The organism is Chitinophaga sp. 180180018-3, from assembly GCF_037893185.1.
GTDB lineage: Bacteria > Bacteroidota > Bacteroidia > Chitinophagales > Chitinophagaceae > Chitinophaga.
Map to the genome: position 1 here is coordinate 2,358,409 of NZ_CP140772.1, position 20,849 is coordinate 2,379,257.

Here is a 20,849-nt window from a genome sequence, read left to right on the forward strand (position 1 = left end):
CATATGATAGCTATCTTTCTACACAGTTTCCGCAGCGAATGGCTGAAATGCAGGCGTACCACCGCGGCGTGGCTTACGCTGTCGGGAGGTTTCTTTATTCCGCTGATTATTCTCGGACAGCGGTTTTATCTTCATGAAAACCTGGTAAAGGAAAACAGTTCTCCTGAAATATGGACAATGCTTCATCAAAGCTGCTGGAAATTTATGGCATTCTTTCTTTTGCCAATAGGCGTGATGCTGGCCACCAGCCTGATCGGACAGCTGGAATACCGTAACAACACCTGGAAGCAGCTGCATGTAACGCCACAACCGCCTACTGTCATCTACTTTACCAAGTTAAGCGTGATACTGCTGATGTTCCTGGAGTTTTTCATACTATTTAACATCGGCATATTTCTGACGGGAATCATACCTGCACTGGTGATAAAGCAGGTGCCTTTCCCTGCGGCAGCCTTCCCGGTCAGGCATTTCATGTACACCAGCTGGCACTTTTTCCTGGCTTGTCTTCCGGTGCTGGCATTACAATATGCCATGAGCCTGCACTTCCGGAATTTCCTTATATCGTTGGGTGCAGGGCTGGGGTTATATGTTTTCTCCCTGATGACCTTCAGATGGGAATACGGCGTCTTTATTCCTTACTTTTATACAGGGTTTAGTTTTTCAGGAAATCCGGCCGATCCCCGGATATACCAGTTTGCGCTGATATATTTCGCAATATTTGGTACACTGGGATACCTGTTGTTTATTTATAAAAAGGAACGAGGATAAAGATGGAAAGATCTGTAGTGATACTGTTACATATCGGCTACTGGATATTGTACGGAATGCTGATAACAGTGCTGTTGCTCATTGCGCTGAGAGGCCCGGCCGGCTGGTACGACAAATGGTACCCGCTGATGTTGTCGCCGGTGCCGGTGATTTGCCTGTTGCCGGGAGTGATAGGATTTTACAGTTTTTATACCATCCTGTTCAATCGTTTTCTTGTTCATAGAAAAATCCCTGCTTTTCTGCTGATGGCGTTGCTGTTTTCTTTTATTGCCGCTATTGTTACCATATCGGTGTTGTTGTTGCCTCCATTACACTGGCTGCATCATGTGAATGTAAGAGGAGTATCGTTTTTGATGGGAACACTCATGGGGCTTGCGGCTATTCATGGTACGATAGGGCTGGTGTTGAAAGGGTTCATCAGCTGGTATGGTGATATAAAGTTGAAAGAAGAATTGAACCGGCGGAATCATGAAACAGAAATGGCGCTTATCAGGGCGCAGCTCAATCCTCACTTTCTGTTCAATACCATTAACAATATTGATGTGTTGATAGAGAAAGATGCCGCAGAAGCATCTGTTTATCTTAACAAACTATCAGACATCATGCGCTTTATGCTGTATGAAACCCGGGAAGAAATGATCCCGCTGCGGCGGGAGCTCGACTACATCGAAAAGTATATTGCCCTGCAACGCATCCGTACCTCCAATCAGGAATACGTACAATACGAATTGAATGGTGAGCCCGGCAACAGGATGGTGGCGCCGATGCTGCTGATCGCCTATATCGAGAATGCATTCAAACATGCTGTGCACAAACGGGAAGGACCGGTGGTGAACATCGCCGTGGACATCAGGCCGGCACAGATCTTCTTTAGTTGTGAGAACAAATACCAGCGCTTATCAGCGGAAGAAAATAAGTATAATGGTCTTGGTAACGAACTGCTGCAACGCCGGCTGGCATTACTGTACCCGGGAACACATACCCTGGATATTTCCGATAGCGGAGGCGTTTACCGGGTCAATTTAACGCTACAGACCAATGAAAATTAACTGTGTAATCATAGAAGATGAACCATTGGCGCAGGAGCGCATCAAAGGTTATCTGCAGAAGTTGCCTTTTCTGCAACTACAGGCCGTTTTCGACAATGGTGTAGATGCCCTGGTTTACCTGAGGGCTAATAAAACGGATCTCATCTTCCTGGATATCAATATCGGCGAAATCTCCGGTATACAACTGCTCGAAACCGTGAATAACAGCGAAGTGATCATCATCACCGCCTACCACGAGTATGCGCTGAAAGGATACGAGCTGAATGTAACGGATTACCTGCTCAAACCTTTTACATTCGACAGGTTTCTGCAGGCAGTAGAGAAAGTGAAAAGCAACCTGGTACGGGAAGCGCCGAACCGGAATTACATCTTTGTAAAAACAGCATACCGGCTGGAAAAGCTATGGCTAAACGAAATATTATATATCGAAGGCATGAGGGACTACCGTAAAATCCATACCATCAATAAACGTATCATGACCCTCAAAACTTTCCGTGAATTCGAAGAAGAAATTCCTCCGGAAATCATCTGCAGGGTGCATAAATCCTACATGGTGGCCATTGATAGGATAGATGCCATTGAGCGGGATGGCCTGAAGATAGGAGAGATGATCATACCGGTGTCGGCTAGTTATAAGAAAGAGCTGTTTAAGAGAATTACGAATAACTATTAGTTTTTAATAAAATGCAGCGAAGATTACATTGTATTAAAACATTGTAATCTTTGCTGCATTTTATTAAAGACTAACTGCTAGTTGCTAAAGACTGCTATATCATCTATACTTAACCGTCCATTCAGAATATCCGTTCCATTCGTTGTGCCCAGTCCGAGCTTACATACGCGGAAACGTACGGCTCCCTTGATATCCATCAGGAAGGACGCTGTTTTAGATACCTGGCCGGGATCTGAAATAACACGACCGGTTTGTTGCCATGTTTTTCCCTGATCTGTCGAATATTGCAGTACGAAGCTGCTGCTGGCATCGGTGTAATAAGCGCCGTAGGAGAGGGTTACTTTGGATGCACCATTAGGCAGGTCGTAGTTCATTTGTACATATGCGGGCTTGCTGAGGTTTTGCTGCATACGTATACATTGCTTACCGGCCGGATTGAAGCGGTCGCGGTCCCGGGTATCGCCGAGGATAGCCTGATCCAGCAACCAGGTGCCGGTTTTCAATTCCACTGTAGCTGCTGCGTAACTGCCTTTAGCGGAGGCGTTGGGCGATTCGAAATCTTCCGGATAGCCTTTGTATAACGGACCGCTGGCATTGCTGACGTCTGTTGCATTGCGCAGGTTCAGCTGTTTGATAGCGCCGGCATATAACGGAATACCGGTAAAGGTGGCGCTGGCAGGAATCCGGTTGGCCGCAAAAGCGGCGCTGGCAGCGGTGTAGAGCACAATAGAAGAGTCCAGTCCATCGTACAGCGACTTGCTACCCGCATAAGTTTCTCCGGGACCAGGAAGATTTTTGAAATCGGCGTTTACCTTTACCAGGGTAGCTTCGTAGATAGCGAAGTTAGTAGCCAGTTCAGAAAGGGAAATGGATTTCACGGTTACTTTTGCCTGCTTCCTCAACAAGCTCACTTTATCGGCGCCTACATTGCTTAATTGCAGAGCGCCATTGTTGCTGAGCAGGGTTGCACCAATTACATTCACCGCTACGGAATCGCCTGCGCTGTAATTGACGGGTGCATTGCCACCGAGGGAAACAGCAATGCCGCGCAGGTTACCTCTGCCTATATCCTGGATAATGAAATTACCTGCCGGCAGGTTATGGCCGCTGGTATCAGAAATCACTACGCCTGTGATGCGCTCTGCGCCCATGAGATGATCGGTGGTCAGTTTTATTTCATTGCCACGGTAGATGTTCCGCAGTACTTCGATGGAAGCTACCGGACTGGGAGTACCATGTGCGTAATCGATATCTTTCTTCAGGCAACCGGCCAGCGTCATACAACACAACAGGGCCAGCCCACTAAATCTTATATGCTTCATGAAGGAGGTATTATTGTTTAGAAGATCAGTTTTTATTCCACCACACTTTGATGTTCAGATCGTCGCCACCCATAGCTGCTACTGCTTTCTGATAGTTGGCGCGGTTCAGCGATTGTACATATACCGGGTATTTGAAGCGCGAAGGCATCTGACCATTGTTCATCAGGCCTGGCCCTTTCGGCAGCACCGGATGACCGGTACGGCGGTATTCATGCCATTGCTGAAAATCCGTGAAAAACAACGCATAGTATTTCTGCAGCATGATCTGCTCCAGTTTGGCATCGGCCGTACCGGCCGTATTCCATTTAATGCTTTCACGGTCGAGGTAACCAGCGGGCATTGGCAGGCCCCATAGCGTAATACCGGCTTCCACTGCTTTGTTGTAGTATGTTTTGGGATCTCCGGAAATGTATCCTTTAAGGGCTGCCTCTGCTAAAATAAGCTGTACTTCCGGGTAGTTGATGATATTTCCCAGCAGGGGCTCATCTTTTAAAGCCGACAGGTAATACGACATTCTCGTGGGTATATCTCCCGGAGCATAGCCGCTGGGAATACCTTCGTAAGTGCCGTTCACCGTACCCGCCCATTTGGCAATACGGGGATCGCCCCATTCTTTCAGGTTATTGATGAAGAAGGTCGATAAGCCATTGTCGCCGTTAAAGTCAAAATCACGGTACGTATTGAAAGCCGACGTATAGGGGTACACGGTAGTGAAACGCAATATAGCTGATTCATCGTTGCTGCTGAACAGCGGATAGTTAGAGGCATTGGTTTCCACCATCTCTTTGATCTTTGCAGCTGCGTTCATTTCCTGTTTTCCGGATACTCTCATCAGCAGCCGCAGGTAGAGGGAGTTGCCAAATTTCCGCCATTTGGCAGGATCTCCGCCGTAGAGCGGATCTAAAGGCATGTCGTCCCGGTTCAGCGTCTGGTTGGCCGACAATAAAGTGTTGGCATCTTCCAGTTTACGGAACAGGTCGGGATAAATATCCTGCTGCGCATCAAATTTAGGCTGATAAATAGTGTCTCTGCCGCGGTTAGCTTCTGTATAGGGTATATCTCCGAACATATCGGTGAGCATGGAAATACTCCATACTTCCAGTATCTCACCCATACCCATATACGTTTTTTGCTGCAGCCTTTGTCCTCCTTTATAGATGTCGAGGAAATTGGTTCTTTCGAGGTACCAGTTATTCCACATATTGTCCGATTCGCCGGGGCGGATCACATAGCGGTGAATTTCTTCGGAATTGCTGGTGGGTACATGGTCCTGCATCAGCTCATTGGTCAGCCGCAGCGCACGGGTCTGATTATTATTCACCACTGAATAAATAGCAGGCGCCAGCAATGTTTCCGGAGTGGCTACCGGAGCGGCATTCGGGTTATCATTGATTTTTATAAAATCCTTCGTACAGGAGGCTGCGGATAAGCCGATAGCTGTAAGCAGGGAATAGGTGGTGATCCTCATATGTTTCATGACAGGTCTTTTTTTCAGTGATAATTAGAAGGAGGCAGTCAGGTTAATACCAAAGCTGCGGGTCGATGGGAACTGCCCGATCTCAAATCCTGCATTGATATCTCCATCGTTCAGTGTACCGAACTCCGGATCAAATGCCGGCCAGTTGGTGAACACCAGCAGATCGCGGCCATAGATCCCAATCGTAGCCCTCGTGAAGCCTATCCGTTTCATCAGCTGAGGCTTCAGCGTGTAATCGAGACGGGCTTCGCGCAGCTTGATGAAGTCGGTGCTGAACAGGTTCGATTCTATATTATCACGTTTGTAATGTTCTGAATAATAGGTCTGGATGTTGGATGCAATGACGTCGTTCTTTCTGAAAGTACCGTCTTTGTTCACTTGTACGCCATCACCGATGATGCCGTTGTAACGGCCGGGAATAGTTTTTTTCAGCTTACCTTCATCTGCCAGTACTGAATGAGTGAGGGAATAAGCTTTACCACCGGTTTGTCCGTCGAACAAAAAGCTGAAGCGGAATTGTTTATAAGAGAAACTGTTGTTGATGCCTGCTTTCCAGTCGGGGTTGGTGTTACCGAGGTATTTCGCCGTTTCGGACAACATCGGGTAGCCCTGGGAGTTATAGATGATCTGTCCGTCGGGAGAACGTTGGTAGCCCAGGCCGTAGATGTCGCCCATGCGGCCACCCGGACGGGCTTCGATAGAACCGCGTCCGGCCGGACCGGTAGACATCACGTATGTTTCAATTCCATCCGGGAGAGAGCTGATCCGGCTGCGGTTAGCAGCGAATGTGCCGTTCACGGTCCAGGTAAGGCCGCCCTTAGGCTGTTTCACCGGAGTGCCGTTGGCTTCTATTTCGATGCCCTTGTTGGTTACTGTACCGGCGTTCACGATAGTACTTTTGAAACCGGTAGCTCTGTCGAGCGGTGCAAGGATGATCTGGTTATTAGTATTGTTCTGATAGAGCGTAATCCCAAACCCGAGGCGGTTTTTGAAGAAAGAAGCATCTACGCCTGCTTCTACGCTGACCGTCTTCATCGGCTTCAGCTCAGGATTCGCGATATAAGTCGGGTTAGAAAGGCCACTCTGAAAATCTTCTCTCAGGTAACCAAACCGGGTAAAGTAAGGAGTGGTACCGCCGCTACCAACACCGGAAACGGAAGTTCTTACCTTCAGCAGGGAAATGGCAGCCGGGAGTTTGAAGATATCCGACAGAATGGCCGACGCGTTAACAGACGGATAGAAGAAAGAAGTATTATGCGTGGATGTTTCGGAAGCAAGTGTACTGCTCCAGTCGTTGCGTGCGGTAACATCCAGGAACAGGTAGTTATTATAGCTGAACTGTGCAAGGCCGTACAGGCTGTTCACCTGGTATTGTGAATTGTACGGATTAGCGACAGGCGTGTTTTTACTGTTGGCAAAGTTATAAATACCAGGATATCTCAGTTTATCGGCACGTACTTCATCTTTGTTGTAGAAGTTTTTCATCTGGCTGCCTCCGAATGAAACAGTGGTGTTGAAACGGCTGGTGATAGTTTTGTGATAACGTACAAGGAAGTCGTTATTAATTTCACGTGAGTAGATATTCTGTGTTCTGAACATCCCATCGGCGAACTTCTGCGTGTTTTTCGGACGCTGCTGTGAGCGGCCTTCGGTGCTGTAGTCGATCGCTGTACGCACCATCAGGCTAAGGTCTTTTGTAAAGTTGTAGGTAGCAGACACGTTGCCGATTACGCCGTTTCTGTTCACTTTGTTCAGCATTTCATAGGCCTGGAGATAAGGATTGTCGAGCAGGCTGCTGAACGGACGGTTCTGCGCCAGTTGTTCCTGTCCGGGTAACCAGTATTCCTTAAACCAGTCGAGGTTGGCATTGGGCACCATACCCCGGATGAAATACATGATCGTTTGGTTATTATAACCGGTGGATGGCAGGTTATCGCTTTTCTTATTGGTATAATTTACTTTGGTAGCGATCTGCAATTTGTCGGATACCTTGTGGTTTACAGACAGTGCCACTGTGTTCCTGTTGTAGCCGGTGTTAGGTACTATCCAGTTGTTGTTCAGGTTGGTATAAGATAAGCGTACAGAGGTATTGTTATTGCCGCCTTCGAGCGTGACACTGTTGGTAAAAGTTTTCCCGGTATTGAAAAATTCTTTACGGTTATTTTTATAGGGAACCCAGGGAGTACGTTGCGTACCGCCGGCATGTGTAGCCGGATCATACTGGAAATATTGCTGTCCGTCGAATTTTGGTCCCCATGCAGAGCTGGTGCTTTTGGTGCTGGAGCCATCGGCGGTACTACCGTAGGAGTACCAGCTATCCTGGCCTGAGGCACCCTGTCCGTATTCGTATTGGTAATCGGGCCAGCGGTTAACCCTCTCAAACGTAGCGTTGGAATTGATAGTAACGCCGAGGCCTTTTTTTACCTTACCGGATTTTGTGGAGATGATAATAGCGCCGTTAGCACCTCTGGCGCCGTAGAGCGCGGCAGCTCCCGGGCCTTTCAGTACTGATACGCTTTCGATGTCGTCGGGATTGATATCATTCAGACTGGTACCGAAATCAGTAGGAGAGTCGGAGTCGAGGTAGGAGCCGTTGCCGTTACCGGTTTGTTTGCCACTGCTGCCGTTGATGATCACACCGTCTACCACGATGAGCGCTTCGCTGCTGCCGGTGATAGCATTTTCGCCGCGGAGGATGATCTTGGTAGAACCAGCGGGGCCACCGTTAGCTTTCAGCATATTGAGGCCGGCTACTTTACCGGTGAGGGCATTGGTCCAGTTGTTGCTCAACGCGTCGGTCAGCTGATCGCCGCTTACCTTGCTAACAGCATAACCGAGCGCTTTCTCGTCGCGTTTAATACCCAGTGCCGTTACCACTACGCCTTCCAGCTGGGTAACGTTTTGTTTCATGCTGATTTTCAGATTAGGAGCGTTGCCTGCGGCGGCATAAGTATAGGGATCGAGTCCGATGGCGCGGAACATCACCTGGCTACCTTCCGGTACCTGCAGGTCGAACAGACCGTTTTCAGCCGTTACCGCCATCATTTTACCATTTACGGAGATGCTTACGCCGGGAAGGGGGCCATCGCTGCCAGCGCCGAGCACCACGCCTTTTACAGCTACTTTTTCCGCAGCAGTAGTGTTTTTATTTTTGATATAGACGTTGTTGTTTTGTAATCTTACTTCCAGTCCGGTTTGTTCGGCAATCAACGCCAGTAATTTCTCCAGCGGAAGCTTGTCTGCCGGCAGGTGCAGCTCATGTGATTCAGCCAGCACTTTATCGTCGTACATAACGGCGATCTTTTCTTTTTGCTGCAGCGTACCTATCAGTTCCCGCAGTGAAATTTTTTTCTTGCTAAACTGAATGATACGGGAAGCCGTCTGGGCCCAGAGAGATCCGGCCAGCAGCAGGCAACATAGCCCGCCAACAATTTTTTTCATATAGGTTTATTTGTTTTTGAAATTGCTTTTTATAGAGAGAACAATGCTATCAGCGTGTATTTCATATTGCGTACCGGCGAGGAAGCTTAATCCATCCAGCACTTGTTGCATCCCATGATCCTGTATGTTACCGGTGAAGGAAACGTGTTGTGGCTTGCCGTGAATGATGACGCGGCGGTTATACCAGTGTTGTAGTTTCCCGGCTATGCTGTACAGATCGTCGTTTTCGAATACCAGCTGATTGTTTCTGGTAGCGAGGATATATTGCATGGATGCGCTATCCGTTACCATGGTACTTGTTAGCGGATCTATAGTAGCTCTCTGCAGTGGCAGCAGCTGAATGCTTTTGCCGCCGGCATCTACCTGTATTTTACCGCTGGCAACAGCAATTTCCTGTTTCATATTTTCCCGGGCTGTTACCTGGAAAGAAGTGCCCAATACCGTGATCCCCGATAAGCGGGTATTGACCTGAAAAGGCTTGCCGGCATTGGTGGCAACGTCGAAGAACGCTTCCCCGCGGAGCGTTACCCGGCGGTTGTCTGTATTAAATGCCGCAGCGTCGTATTCCAGTACAGAGTTATATTGCAGCCATACCTGTGTGCCATCGGGCAACACAACATTTTTCTTATCCCTGGCAGAAGTGGCCAGCTGTATGGGTTGCGGCTTATGCGGCACCGGGCGTTTCCACATCCATCCCATCACAGCTAATAATAGGGCCAGTGCGGCGGCAGCACTGTAACGCCACAAATGAAAGAGGCGCCCGGTGCGTGGCCCGTCGCCGGAGGCTTCCAGCGATTCCTGTACTTTTTGCCAATACTGCTCCGCTGTTTGCTGATCAGCTGCCGCTTCCAGTGTTTGTTTGCGTTTAGCCAGCGCCGTTAGTATATCCCTGTTTCGCTGCGATTGCTGCAGCCAGGCTGCAACAATTTCCCGTTCTGTGGGATCGGATAATTCCTGTATATATCGAAATAAAATTTCCTCGTTCAATTTGTGCCGTTTAATATAGAGGAGGAGGGAGGCGTGGAAAATTCCTGTGAAAGCGTGTTAAGGAATTATTAACAAGAGGAATGTGGTGAAGGAGGGTTATTTCAGGGGGCTACGCGTATACATTGCGTAGGGAGATTTTAATTTACAAGTAATCAGCTGCCATTAAAGACTAATTGAAGAATTGTATTGTTTCATTGTTTAAACCCTTTTTTATGTACGTGAAAAGTATTCTTACCATGATGAGTATTCCCACCCCGCCTTTAAATGAAGAGGTCACTGCAGGTGGTTATTTTAATGAAGGAGATGGCGGTGGCGGTACCTTTATCTGGGTTCCGGTAACCACGCTGCCGGTGCTGGATCAGGGGATCCACATAAAACACAATACCCGTACCGACGGTTATTTCCTGAGATTATATTCAGGCAGTATAAGTGCCAGGTGGTTTGGCGCATCGGAAGCCCAGGTGGATAATACAACTGCGCTTCAGGCGGCAATCGACTATTGTGTCAGCAATGACCTGAATTTGCAACTCAATGGTGATTTTAAAATTGCCTCCTCATTATTCATTGATAGGCAGGTAGACAGTCAGATTTTTGCAGATTATTTCGTCATTTCTGATGGTGCTATCAGTACAGAAAATAATATCGCCGTGTTTTCCACGAGATTGCCTGCTAACGACAAGAACACGCCTTTGACTCAACTGGTGAGATTCCGGGAAATTGTATTCAAAGGGAATAGTGCAAACGCCGGGGTTTATGTACTCGATAGCAATAAATACCTGAGAACCAGTTTTGAAGGTTGCAGTTTCACTGGTATAAAATTCCTGACCAGCAATTACTATGTGCAATCTATTTATATGACCAATTGCCAGGCAAGATACTGGAATGGTATATTTTTTAATACAACGGCGGGAAGCTATGATATAAGAATTGCAACCAGCATCTTTGAAAGTGGGGAGTCATTTGCCAATTTTTCTGCAACTACTGCAACCTCTGACAGGGTTTCAAATGTGTGTATTATAAACAATCTGATTGAGAACATGAGAGGATACGGGATTCAATACAATCTCACCTCATCCCTCGTGATCAGTTTTAATTATTTTGAAGAGAATGCGCTTGGAGATATTTTATGTGCGGACACTGTTGGCATAGCTCAGGAAAATAGAGGTGTGGCTGTTATCGGGAATTTTCACCATCGCAAACAAACCGATGAGAATTTTTATCCTGTTATTTGGGGCGCCACGAAGGGTGGAGTTTCTTTGTCAAATACAAGTAGTCAGAATTTGGATCAGTTTAATACAAGTGTGTCGGAGGTGTTTGCCGGCAATGCTGCAGCCTGGAATAATGCTAATACTCCTGACCATTTTAGTACCACTAAAATTTACTTTGGAACTTCCCCGGCGGTTAACGGTGGAGTTGTCTATTATTCGTCAGCGGTAAGTCGCGGTACGATAGTATTTAACACCAGTATAACCTCCCAAACGCCTAACATCGGCTGGATATGTATACAGGAAGGTACCTATCTCACGGCAAAATGGGCTGCCTTTGGGACCACCAATGCACTGGTGGAAAACAAAAGTATTGTCTTAACCGGAAGCGAAAACCTGAATACGATGACAGCCAGCGGGTACTTTTTCCCGGTTACAGTGGCGAACTGGGTAAATACAGGCGTGAATTACCCCGTGAATCAACGAGGGGTATTAAAAGTGCTTTATTCTGAAAACCCTTCTACTGCTGAGGTCATCCAGGAGTATACAACCATCTCAATGGGAGTAACAGATAAAGTGAAAATTTATTATAGAACCTATTATGGATACGGTGGATACTGGTCTCCCTGGGTTCAGGTGCAGACAGTCTGATAAGGATCTGATTGCAGGAAGATATGATAAGACGAACTTTCCTGTTAAGAAAAGCACCAGCATGTACTGTAGCTAAAGGTGGCTATTCATTGCTGCCAGCTACAACTGGCAGCAATGATCCCTATTACCATCAATCCCGTCTCACAATCCTGTACAGTGAGTTTCCGGGTTTTGATCTCTTCCTGTAACATGCGAATAGCAGTATTCAGCTGGTACTCCACTTTTTTGGACGTAATATTCAGCACCTGGGCGATCTCCTTGTTGGTCAGTCCGAGTAATTTCAGATCAATGATCTCCTTTTTTACCGGATCCAGCAGTGATAGCAGCAATTGCAGGTTTTGCCTGGATTCTTTGCCGGCCAGCTGTCCATCGGGCGTGTGGGAGGATACTGCTTCAGGCAGGTGTTCATTCGGGAGAGGGATGGTACGTTGACTTTTACTATGATGCTTTTTACAAAGCCGGCGGGCAGCTACCAGCAGGTAATTCTTTATACTGGTATTTACAGAAATGCTAGCTCGCTGCCGCCATAGGTTGGCGAATAATTCAGCTGCCACGTCGCGCGCCATTTCGTAATCGCCGGTGAATGAATAGCAGTAACGGCTTACCAATACGAAATATTCATCATACAGCGCTTTGAAGCCCTGCTGATCCCATATCACATTATGCCCGGTAGATATTGGTGCCATACAAGTGCGCAAAACTAGCTAATGCGTGGGACAAGTCATCAAATAATAGCAAGGAATTAATAAAAAGTTTACATAGGTTAATCCACCACCTGTCTGTTTTTGGCCACATTCCACAACACCTCATACATTTTTTCAGGGGCGAATGGCTTATTGAGGATATCGTAAATTTTCAATTTGGCCAGTCTCATTTTTACTTCTTCCATGATATCAGCCGTGAAAATAATAATATGTGTTTCCGGGTATTGGCGGCGTACAATCTCGGCAAGTGCATACCCGTCGATTTCCGGCATATGCAGGTCGAGCAGCACCGCATGATACTTATTGTTTTCAAGAAAAGCCAGCGCTTCTTTCCCATTGTAGGCGCAATCCGGGAAAACCCCGAAAAACTCCAGCTGCTTCCTTGCCACTAATACGTTGATAGCATTATCCTCGGCGAATAGAATGTTCAATCCAGTCAGCTTTTTCTCAAACCCGGTGATGGAAGAAGGTCGCTCGAACCTAACGGGGCTGTTTCCGTCGTTAGCAATCTCGAATATCAGATCGAAATAAAATTCGGTTCCTTCTCCGGGTGCGCTTTTCAGAAAAATCCGGCTGTCATGTAGCTCCACCAGTTTTTGTGTGATGGTGAGCCCCAGCCCGGTTCCTGAATGTTTCCGGTAAGTTGTCTGCTGTAGCTGCTTAAAGCTCTCAAAGATAGTCTGGTGCAGGTGTTCAGGAATACCAATACCCGTATCTTTTATGGAGAAATGGATGGTCACCGTATTCTTCTGAAGCGCTGTTACCTGTAACATAATCGTTACTGAGCCTTCGTCTGTGAATTTGATGGCGTTACTGACAAGATTATTAAGGATCTGTCCGAGCCGCACGGGGTCGGCAATGATCCGGGTGGGAATATCATCGTCCAATAAGCTTTTCAGCTGAATTTTTTTGGCCTCTGCCAGGGATTTAAACTGATTCTTGATGTTGCGTACCAGTTCGGGGATATTTACTTCTGCCTTTATGAGCTCCAGCTTGTCACTTTCTATTTTAGTAAGATCAAGGATATCGTTGATCAGTCGCAACAGGTGATCGGCCGAAAAGATCAGGCTCCGGATGTACTCTTCCTGGTCCATCGTGTGATTGAGCTTGAGCAAATTGGAGATACCGATTATACCATTAAGCGGCGTACGTATTTCATGGCTCATAACAGAAAGGAAATCCGTTTTCGCCCGGGCTGCGTTTTCGGCAATATTCTTTGCAGCCACGAGTTCCATTTCGGCCATCTTCATTTTGGTAATATCCATTAAAGCCCCTTTCAGGATGGTAACTTCGCCATCTTTCATGACAGGCACCCCAATAGCCCTGACCCATTTCTTCGTCCCTTTAGCAGTAATCAGTTGCAATTCGAGATCATAGGACGTGTTTGTCCGGATACCTTCCAGGGCAATTTGGTTCAACCGGGTGCGGTCGGCGGGTTCATAAAAAGCCATGGTATTCTCGAATGTTGGAACGAAATCATCATCTACTTCGTAAACTGAATAGTTTTGCCGCGTCCAGAATACCTCTCCTGTGACGAGATCCAGTTCCCATCCTGCAGTATCGCTTAGCTGCTGGCTTACGTCCAACAGCAGGTTGCTCCGCTCCAGGCGCTCGTTCACGGCTTTGAGATCCTGCTCCTGCTGTATCTGAGTGGTAATATCTTCAATGAAACCCGTGTAGTGCAGCGGAGCACCAAGCTCATTATACACGAATTTGGCGTTGGCTTTGACATGGCGGATTCCCTTTGTCGGATGCCAGATACGATAACCAAAGTCAAAAATTTCTGTTTGCTGACGCAATACATTTTGCAGAAGGTCGGCCACCCGCGGCATATCTTCCTCATGCACGATTTTCATCCATCCCTTTCCCAGGGATTCCTCCCGCGAAAGGCCGGAAAGAATTTCCCATTGCCTGTTCACAAAAATGACGTCACCCTCAGCGGTAGCCTGAAACGCCCCAAGCGGAGTTAAGTCAAGTACATTGTGTACGGCACTGTTTTCATTAAAAGGAACCGGGTCTGTCTGCTTCATCTGCATCAGGAATTTGAGGATAATGGCTGTTTAACGGAGGCAATTCATTTATTGTATGAAGATAATATATTTTATTTATAGGTCTATTGAAAATAACTACTATAAGATAGGGACCAGAATGCCGTTCATGTAAAAGAAAATGCGGCTTATTTTATTTCAACCAATAGCTTACTTTAAGTTGACCACTAATATCAGTTGCCTGTAATAACAAAGGGCTGTGCAGAACAGCCCTTTGTATCAATCCTGTTATTTCCACCAGTGGTAATAATTATGATGCCCATCATACTCGAAACCACAGCGTGGGTATAGCTGATTCCCAACGTCGTTGGTCTTTTCGGTTTCCAGCATCAGGCCGCAGGCGCCAGTTTCGTCACACCATTGCTTGCAACGGTCTATTATTGCTACAGAAAGTCCGATGCCTCTGTAATCGGGATGAACAAACAGATCACTGAGCAACCACTGTTTCTCCAGTTTTATGTAGTGATACAACTCATATAGTTGCACAAAACCGGCCGGTTTACCATCGATGTAAGCCAGGAATACATGGGATTGCTGATGGCTTATCCTGTCGTGCAGAAATTTTCTGCCTCGTTCATAGTCAGATGGCTGGCGGTAGAAAACACGATACATATCAAACAACATAGCGGCATCTTCCAGTTGGCTGATGGTTGCTTTGATGAGGGTAGCAGTTCCTTTTTTTACATGGGCTGGTTGAGGATGGATTGCTGACATTACATAATATTTGGTTCGCTGCAAATGTCCATCGATACTGGATCATTCAGGTGGTCCAAAAATTACATAATGTGCTAGTCCAGGAAAAAGATGCAGTCGGGGGTAGCTGTCAGGTAAAATAAATGTTGAGGAAGAAAGCTACAGCAGTGCCTTTAATTTATTCAGCACGCTATTCATATTAATTCCTTTGCCTAGCAACCCTTTCAACAAATCGCCTTCACGGGCGAGCCGTTGCTGCATGTTGTAAATATTGAAGTCGCTGACCTTAAGGCCAGGTTTCACTTCGTCCCAGCGAAGCGGCGCGGAAACGGTGGCGCCCGGCCGCGGGCGCAGACAGTAGGCGGAGGCCATCGTCTGTATTTGCCGGTTCTGGAGGAAATCCAGGTATATTTTTCCCTTGCGCTTAGCAGGCGTTCTTACCACACTCGTATTGCCTGGCAACCGTTTGTTGACAACGCCCACTATCAGTTCCGCCAGCATCCTCGATTGGTCAAAGCTGTATTTGGCGCCCAGCGGTATCAGTATATGCATGCCCGTGGCCCCTGAGGTTTTTACGAAACTAAGGGCGCCAATTTGGTCCAGCACCTGCTTCACTTCCCGGGCAGTAGCTATCACCTGGTCGAAGGAATTGGTATCCGGGTCGAGATCGATCAGGCAGTAGTCGGGTTTTTCCGGCTTGTTGATCCGCGAATGCCAGGGATTCATTTCTATGCAGCCAAGATTGGCCATATACAACAGACTCGCTTTATTGTCGCACACCATGAATTCTTTCGTTTGCCCATCGGAGTCGCTGACGTAGGGAAAACGGGTGATCCAGTCGGCTACTTTATCTTCCACATTTTTCTGGTAGAAACTAAATCCTTTGATACCTTCCGGAAAGCGGTTGAGCGACTGTGGCCTGTTTTTAAGATAAGGCAGTATATAATCAGCAATAGCAGCATAGTAGTTGATCATATCCCGTTTGGTGATACCTTCATCGGGCCAGTATAATTTATCGAGATGGGTGAACGTTAGCAGTTTCCCGTCTACTTTCCGTTCCACCTGTTTTTCATCTTCCGGAAGGAAATTATCTGCAGGATGTTTTGCCATATGGATTTGTTTTTTGGCAGATGCTTTCGGTGGAGACGCTACTTTTACGTTTTTCTCTCCGGCGGCGGATTTATCTTCCCGCAGCCCGAGAAAAACAGGATGCCGTAGCAGGCCTTCTTCAGTAACCTCGGTGAATTTTACTGTGCAAACCAGTTCGGGCTTTAGCCAGGTGGCGGGCATATTGGTGACTGGCGCAGTTTTAAAAGGATGATGGGCGGTGATCAGGGGCTGGAATTTTATAAACAATGATTTCAGCTGTTCATCATTGAAACCTGTGCCGGTATGCCCTATATATTTCAGGGTTTTACCTTCATATTTTCCCAGTATGAGTGCACCGAAATGTTTACGGCTGTTCCTGCCTTTCGTATAGCCGCATATGATAGCTTCTGCCTGTTGATGATGCTTTACTTTCAGCCAGGCATCGGTACGCCTGCCCATAGCATAGGCGCTGTCTGCTGCTTTGGCCATGATGCCCTCCAGGCCCCTGGCAACAGCGGCTTTGTAGAAGCGGAGCCCGTCGCCTTTAATATGTTGGCTGATCCTGATTAACGGATCATTGTTTGGGAGCAGCTCCTGCAGGATCGCTTTGCGGGCTTCCAGCGGTAGCATGGTAATGTCTTTCCCATTATACCACAACAAATCAAATACCTCATATGCGAGGTGCGCACTTTTTCCCTGCTGCAGATATTGTTGCAGGGCCTGGAAATCGGGGAGCCCTTTTTTATTGAGTGCTACTATCTCTCCGTCGAGTACTGCTTTTAGCCGCAGCTTTTTCAAGGCTTCACTGATCACGCCAAATTTTTCGTTGAACGGTTGCTGATGCCTCGACAGCAGATCTACGCGGCTGTTGTTAAGATAAGCGACGGCCCGGTATCCATCCCACTTTATTTCGTATAGCCATTCGCTGTTGTTGAATGGTTTGTCGCTCAGCACCGCCAGCATGGGCTTTACGTGCTCCGGCATGGGAGCTGTTTTTCCCTGCTTCAGCAACGGAGTGACGTGACCGGTTGCTGCCGGCGGCCTTTTTTTTACCGGGCTCATGACGGATAATGAGTTATTTAAGTTTCAACCCCGACGAATCAGCGAAACTTGCCTGCATCTGTTGTAAACGTGCCATGATAGCAGTGCTTGCCTGTTGATCCTGTGTGAACGCATCTTTCATATTAACAGGCAAGGAATTATAATAGTTCAGCTGTTGCTGGCAGTCCCGTATCACTTCGTCCGCAATAAGCTTGCCGCGGGCTTTGTTCCCGCTCAGATAGTAGGCATAAGCATATTGCATGGAAGTGATATTGTGCATGGCGCCGCCTTCGCCGGAAACCATGCCATAGGGCAGCGTAGCGGCTGGCAGCATCTTGTATCCATAGTCGAGCGCTTTGAGGGCGGAATCTTTCCTGCCCTCGCCGGCGAGGGCAATGCCGAGTGTGGCGTAAGTTCTGCGTATACCCAACAGTATACGCCGGCCGTTTTCATCGAAGTAAGTGCCGGGCCGTTCTGCGCCACCAAAGCGGAATTTCGTCATCAGTGTGTTGTACATGTCGGCCGTATTAACGTTCGTACCCAGTTCTTCGTTGGGTTGTTTTTTCACAGGCACCAGCCGGTAGGTGAGCCCCTCCTGTCGCATGTAGCTGTTCAATCCCAGGTTGTATGGCTGGGAGAAATATATAGGCCGGTTCCAGTTGTTAGCTGCAATGATATTCAGTTCCGCCAGGTCATTCTTGAACAGCGCATTGCCCGGTACCGTGAAATCCATTTCCGGCGCAATCTTACTGCTGTCGGCCGCCGGCACGGTGCCGTTGGCTACTACTGCCGCTTTGTTGACCGGTACAAAAAACTGATGCGTAGGGAAGTAGTTGATCCCATTTCCGCCTTCTGTCTGCAGTTTATTATTATCATCTCCTATGAACGCCATAATCTCATTGAGATTAAAATACTTGTCCTGCGGCACATTGCCGGGATTGAAGAAGGCTACATAGTTGCGGTTGTCGCCGAGGTATTTATCCGGCGCCCAGCTGAATGGTACCGGCGCGCTCTGATTTACCCTGCGCTGCATCTGGTTAATGGCCCAGTCGGAGCCCAGTAAGCTGGTAACGGTCACGCGTATATCAGGCCGTATATTTTCTACTTCCTGTGCGTACCAGAGCGGATAAGTATCATTATCGCCACCTGTGAACAGCACGGAATTAGGCGCGCAGGAATTGAGATAGTCGGCTGCCGAATCTCTCGCAAGGGATTTCATGGAGCGGTCGTGATCGTCCCATTCCTGGGAGGCCATCAGCACCGGCACCGCCAGCAGACAGGCCACTCCGGCCCCCGTAGCCGCGATATTGCCGGGCAGTTTTTTCTTCAGCAGGTCAAACACATGCAATACACCCAGCCCTATCCAGATGGCAAAGGCATAGAAAGAACCTACATAGGAATAGTCTCTTTCCCGTGGTTGAGGACCATATTGATTAAGATAAAGTATGATAGCAATGCCTGTAAAGAAGTACAGCAGGAATACCACTATCATATTGTGCCGGTCTTTTTTCCATTGGTAGATGATTCCCAGGATGCCCAGCAACAGTGGTAGCATAAACAGCGTGTTATGTGCTTTGTTGGCTTTGAGGGTGTCCGGCAACAGGCTCTGGTCGCCCAGCCGCATGTTGTCAATGAACGGTATGCCTGATATCCAGTTCCCATCCCGCACATTGCCCAGTCCCTGCAGGTCATTCTGCCGGCCGGCGAAATTCCACATAAAATAACGCCAGTACATCCAGTTGAACTGATAACTCATCAGCCATCTCATATGATCGCCAAAAGAAGGCTTTTCATCTTTGCCCAGGCCCAGCCAGCTCTGGTAATAATCCACATGGCCGAGGGAGTTGTCACTGTCCCACGCGCGGGTGAACAGATGTATGTCGTCGGGATTATACTTGTAATCGAACTTGGTACCGACTACATCATATTTTCCTGTCTTCTCATTTTTATAATAAATATTTCCTGTTTCATTATTGCCAGTTGGTTTGGCTGTAAAGTCCGGCCCGCGCAGGATTGGCCAGGTGCCATATTGCGAACGGTCGAGATACGCCACCAGCTCAATCGGGTTATTAACGGATTGCATATTGATGGCCGGCTTCGCATTAGCACGTATCAGGATCATGAAATAAGACGAATAACCTATCAGGATAAACGAAAGACACCAGAGCCCCAGCTGGAGGAAATATTTCTTCCTTTTTATAGACTGGTATATTCCAAACGCGATCAGCGATGCAATCAGCAGGATGGCGAAGAAAGCGCCTGAGTTGAAGGGCAGGCCCAGGTCATTGACAAACCAGCGATCGAACCAGCCGACTATTTTAATGGTATCCTGTATCACGAGTATCTGCACAATACCGGTGAGCGCACAGGCCAGCAAAAAGGCCAGGATAGCGCCCCGGCGTGAGTAGCGGTAACGGCGGAAATAATAGGTCATTACAATGGCAGGGATACTCAGTAAGCTAAGCAGATGCACGCCAATCGACAGGCCGATCAGATAAGCGATCAGAAAAAGCCATCGGTTGGCATAAGGCTCATCGGCCTGCTCTTCCCATTTCAGGATAGCCCAGAAAGCCATGGCAATGAACACCGGGGAAACCCCAAACACAATCCCTTCCACTGCGGAGAACCAGAATGAGTCGGAGAAAGTAAAGGCAAGTGCTCCCACAGCACCGGCTGCGATGATGGCGATCGTCTGCTCCCGGCTAAGGGGAATATTGTTCTTTTGCAGCAGGCGCCTGCCCAGGTGGGTAATGGTCCAGAAAAGGAACAGGATGGTAAAACCACTGCTCACGGATGAAAGCAGGTTCACCTGTTGCGCCGCATGCACATTAGGCCCGGTGGCATCCCAGCTGCCCGCAAAGAAAACAATGAACAGCCTCCCCAGCATGATAAACAGGGGAGCTCCCGGCGGGTGCGAGATTTGTAGCTTATAACAACAGGGAATGAATTCTCCGCAATCCCAGAAACTGGCGGTAGATTCCCGGGTAACAATAAAAACAGTGCAGGCAATGGCACAAATAATCCAGCCTGTCACGTTATTCAGTTTCTTGAAGCTGTCCATTCAGGATAGTGATTTTATAAGAAAAGTGTGATGCTTATAAAATTAGGGGACATTCCTGAAAAAAGATGTTAAAATTCCTATAGAATTTACCGCTGGCAGGGGTTATTCTTTCCAATTCTTTTCAAAACGGCCACTTCTTTCCTTGATACGTATGCGGTATACGACCGGCCGGTTAACCGGTTCGGGGGTTTCGGGATTGGCCAGCGCCTGGTGCATATCCTGTACTCCTGCAGTTTCACTTACATGCTGATGAGCGGCCAGATGCCCCACCAGGTACTTCATCGCATAATATTTTTCCTTGGGGTCTGTAATCTCTTCATAATCTCCCCATACTATTACACTACGCCAGTTAGCACTGTTGATAATCTCATCTACCTGAAAACAAACGTGCGGATGCTGACGCATAATGTCTATTTTCAAGCCCTCTTTGGAGTGCACTACTACATAGTTATCGTTATAGGCGTAACTGACAGGCACGATATACATTTTTTCTCCATCAGTACAACCAATACGGCCGGTAATATTGTTCGCCATTACTTCATTGATTTCATCCTGAGTCAGTTCGCCTAACATAGCATTGGTTTTTGAGGATTAAAGAACAGATTTCGCTGCTAAATTACAAAGAATTTGATGAACGGTG

Annotated in this window: 14 protein-coding genes; 4 read left to right on the forward strand and 10 right to left on the reverse strand. The window is 47.6% G+C overall.

Going from position 1 to position 20,849, the window contains the following annotated elements; translation table 11 throughout:
- The first annotated feature begins 3 nt into the window (after positions 1–3).
- The 3 genes from UNH61_RS09550 to UNH61_RS09560 are packed head-to-tail and all read left to right on the forward strand — an operon-like array spanning position 4 to position 2,490.
- Positions 4–768 (forward strand): ABC transporter permease, encoded by a 765-nt coding sequence (locus UNH61_RS09550; protein ID WP_326991865.1) that lies wholly within the window; start codon positions 4–6, stop codon positions 766–768.
- Positions 769–770: 2 nt separating this feature from the next.
- Complete coding sequence (locus tag UNH61_RS09555; protein WP_326991866.1) at positions 771–1,817, forward strand: histidine kinase; 1,047 nt, start codon at positions 771–773, stop codon at positions 1,815–1,817.
- Positions 1,807–2,490 carry a response regulator transcription factor gene (locus tag UNH61_RS09560; RefSeq protein ID WP_326991867.1) on the forward strand — a complete coding sequence of 228 codons (684 nt, stop codon included), beginning with the start codon at positions 1,807–1,809 and terminating at the stop codon, positions 2,488–2,490. Before UNH61_RS09555 ends, UNH61_RS09560 begins: the two co-directional genes overlap by 11 nt.
- Positions 2,491–2,567: 77 nt before the next feature.
- Here UNH61_RS09560 and UNH61_RS09565 read toward each other — a convergent pair whose 3' ends face one another.
- From UNH61_RS09565 to UNH61_RS09580, 4 genes are read right to left on the reverse strand one after another with little or no spacing between them, the layout of a single operon-like run.
- Positions 2,568–3,812 carry a DUF5689 domain-containing protein gene (locus tag UNH61_RS09565; RefSeq protein WP_326991868.1) on the reverse strand — a complete coding sequence of 415 codons (1,245 nt, stop codon included), beginning with the start codon at positions 3,810–3,812 and terminating at the stop codon, positions 2,568–2,570.
- 25 nt (positions 3,813–3,837) lie between these two features.
- Positions 3,838–5,289 carry a SusD/RagB family nutrient-binding outer membrane lipoprotein gene (locus UNH61_RS09570; protein ID WP_326991869.1) on the reverse strand — a complete coding sequence of 484 codons (1,452 nt, stop codon included), beginning with the start codon at positions 5,287–5,289 and terminating at the stop codon, positions 3,838–3,840.
- Positions 5,290–5,313: 24 nt separating this feature from the next.
- Positions 5,314–8,730: a SusC/RagA family TonB-linked outer membrane protein gene (locus UNH61_RS09575; RefSeq protein ID WP_326991870.1), complete on the reverse strand. Its 3,417-nt coding sequence runs from the start codon at positions 8,728–8,730 to the stop codon at positions 5,314–5,316.
- Positions 8,731–8,736: 6 nt separating this feature from the next.
- Positions 8,737–9,717 carry a FecR domain-containing protein gene (locus UNH61_RS09580; protein WP_326991871.1) on the reverse strand — a complete coding sequence of 327 codons (981 nt, stop codon included), beginning with the start codon at positions 9,715–9,717 and terminating at the stop codon, positions 8,737–8,739.
- Between the two features lie 212 nt (positions 9,718–9,929).
- Here UNH61_RS09580 and UNH61_RS09585 point away from each other — a divergent pair, with 212 nt between their 5' ends.
- Positions 9,930–11,573, forward strand: a complete 1,644-nt coding sequence (locus UNH61_RS09585) for a hypothetical protein (protein WP_326991872.1) — start codon at positions 9,930–9,932, stop codon at positions 11,571–11,573.
- An 86-nt stretch (positions 11,574–11,659) separates the two neighbouring features.
- On the opposite strand, the gene UNH61_RS09590 is transcribed toward UNH61_RS09585, so the two are convergent.
- The 6 genes from UNH61_RS09590 to UNH61_RS09615 form a co-directional block, all read right to left on the reverse strand.
- A complete protein-coding gene (locus UNH61_RS09590; protein WP_326991873.1) occupies positions 11,660–12,259 on the reverse strand; it encodes a sigma-70 family RNA polymerase sigma factor in 600 nt (199 codons plus the stop codon).
- A 77-nt stretch (positions 12,260–12,336) separates the two neighbouring features.
- Positions 12,337–14,307 carry an ATP-binding protein gene (locus UNH61_RS09595; RefSeq protein ID WP_326991874.1) on the reverse strand — a complete coding sequence of 657 codons (1,971 nt, stop codon included), beginning with the start codon at positions 14,305–14,307 and terminating at the stop codon, positions 12,337–12,339.
- 246 nt (positions 14,308–14,553) lie between these two features.
- Positions 14,554–15,039, reverse strand: a complete 486-nt coding sequence (locus tag UNH61_RS09600; RefSeq protein WP_326991875.1) for a GNAT family N-acetyltransferase — start codon at positions 15,037–15,039, stop codon at positions 14,554–14,556.
- Between the two features lie 138 nt (positions 15,040–15,177).
- Positions 15,178–17,169, reverse strand: coding sequence for a DNA ligase D (gene ligD, locus UNH61_RS09605; RefSeq protein ID WP_326991876.1), 1,992 nt, complete (start codon positions 17,167–17,169; stop codon positions 15,178–15,180).
- Between the two features lie 13 nt (positions 17,170–17,182).
- The gene (locus tag UNH61_RS09610) at positions 17,183–20,209 is read right to left on the reverse strand and encodes a DUF2723 domain-containing protein (RefSeq protein ID WP_326991877.1); all 3,027 of its coding nucleotides are present in this window, start codon (positions 20,207–20,209) and stop codon (positions 17,183–17,185) included.
- 102 nt (positions 20,210–20,311) lie between these two features.
- Positions 20,312–20,782, reverse strand: a complete 471-nt coding sequence (locus tag UNH61_RS09615; protein ID WP_326991878.1) for a pyridoxamine 5'-phosphate oxidase family protein — start codon at positions 20,780–20,782, stop codon at positions 20,312–20,314.
- Between the last annotated feature and the right edge of the window lie 67 nt (positions 20,783–20,849).

Bases quoted from the DNA above. Each gene is read 5' to 3' on its own strand.
- UNH61_RS09600 (WP_326991875.1), bottom strand. From the start codon at position 15,039: ATGTCAGCAATCCATCCTCAACCAGCCCATGTAAAAAAAGGAACTGCT.
- UNH61_RS09550 (WP_326991865.1), top strand. From the start codon at position 4: ATGATAGCTATCTTTCTACACAGTTTCCGCAGCGAATGGCTGAAATGC.
- UNH61_RS09570 (WP_326991869.1), bottom strand. From the start codon at position 5,289: ATGAAACATATGAGGATCACCACCTATTCCCTGCTTACAGCTATCGGC.
- UNH61_RS09610 (WP_326991877.1), bottom strand. From the start codon at position 20,209: ATGGACAGCTTCAAGAAACTGAATAACGTGACAGGCTGGATTATTTGT.
- UNH61_RS09565 (WP_326991868.1), bottom strand. From the start codon at position 3,812: ATGAAGCATATAAGATTTAGTGGGCTGGCCCTGTTGTGTTGTATGACG.
- ligD (WP_326991876.1), bottom strand. From the start codon at position 17,169: ATGAGCCCGGTAAAAAAAAGGCCGCCGGCAGCAACCGGTCACGTCACT.
- UNH61_RS09560 (WP_326991867.1), top strand. From the start codon at position 1,807: ATGAAAATTAACTGTGTAATCATAGAAGATGAACCATTGGCGCAGGAG.
- UNH61_RS09590 (WP_326991873.1), bottom strand. From the start codon at position 12,259: ATGGCACCAATATCTACCGGGCATAATGTGATATGGGATCAGCAGGGC.
- UNH61_RS09595 (WP_326991874.1), bottom strand. From the start codon at position 14,307: ATGAAGCAGACAGACCCGGTTCCTTTTAATGAAAACAGTGCCGTACAC.
- UNH61_RS09575 (WP_326991870.1), bottom strand. From the start codon at position 8,730: ATGAAAAAAATTGTTGGCGGGCTATGTTGCCTGCTGCTGGCCGGATCT.
- UNH61_RS09585 (WP_326991872.1), top strand. From the start codon at position 9,930: ATGTACGTGAAAAGTATTCTTACCATGATGAGTATTCCCACCCCGCCT.
- UNH61_RS09615 (WP_326991878.1), bottom strand. From the start codon at position 20,782: ATGTTAGGCGAACTGACTCAGGATGAAATCAATGAAGTAATGGCGAAC.
- UNH61_RS09555 (WP_326991866.1), top strand. From the start codon at position 771: ATGGAAAGATCTGTAGTGATACTGTTACATATCGGCTACTGGATATTG.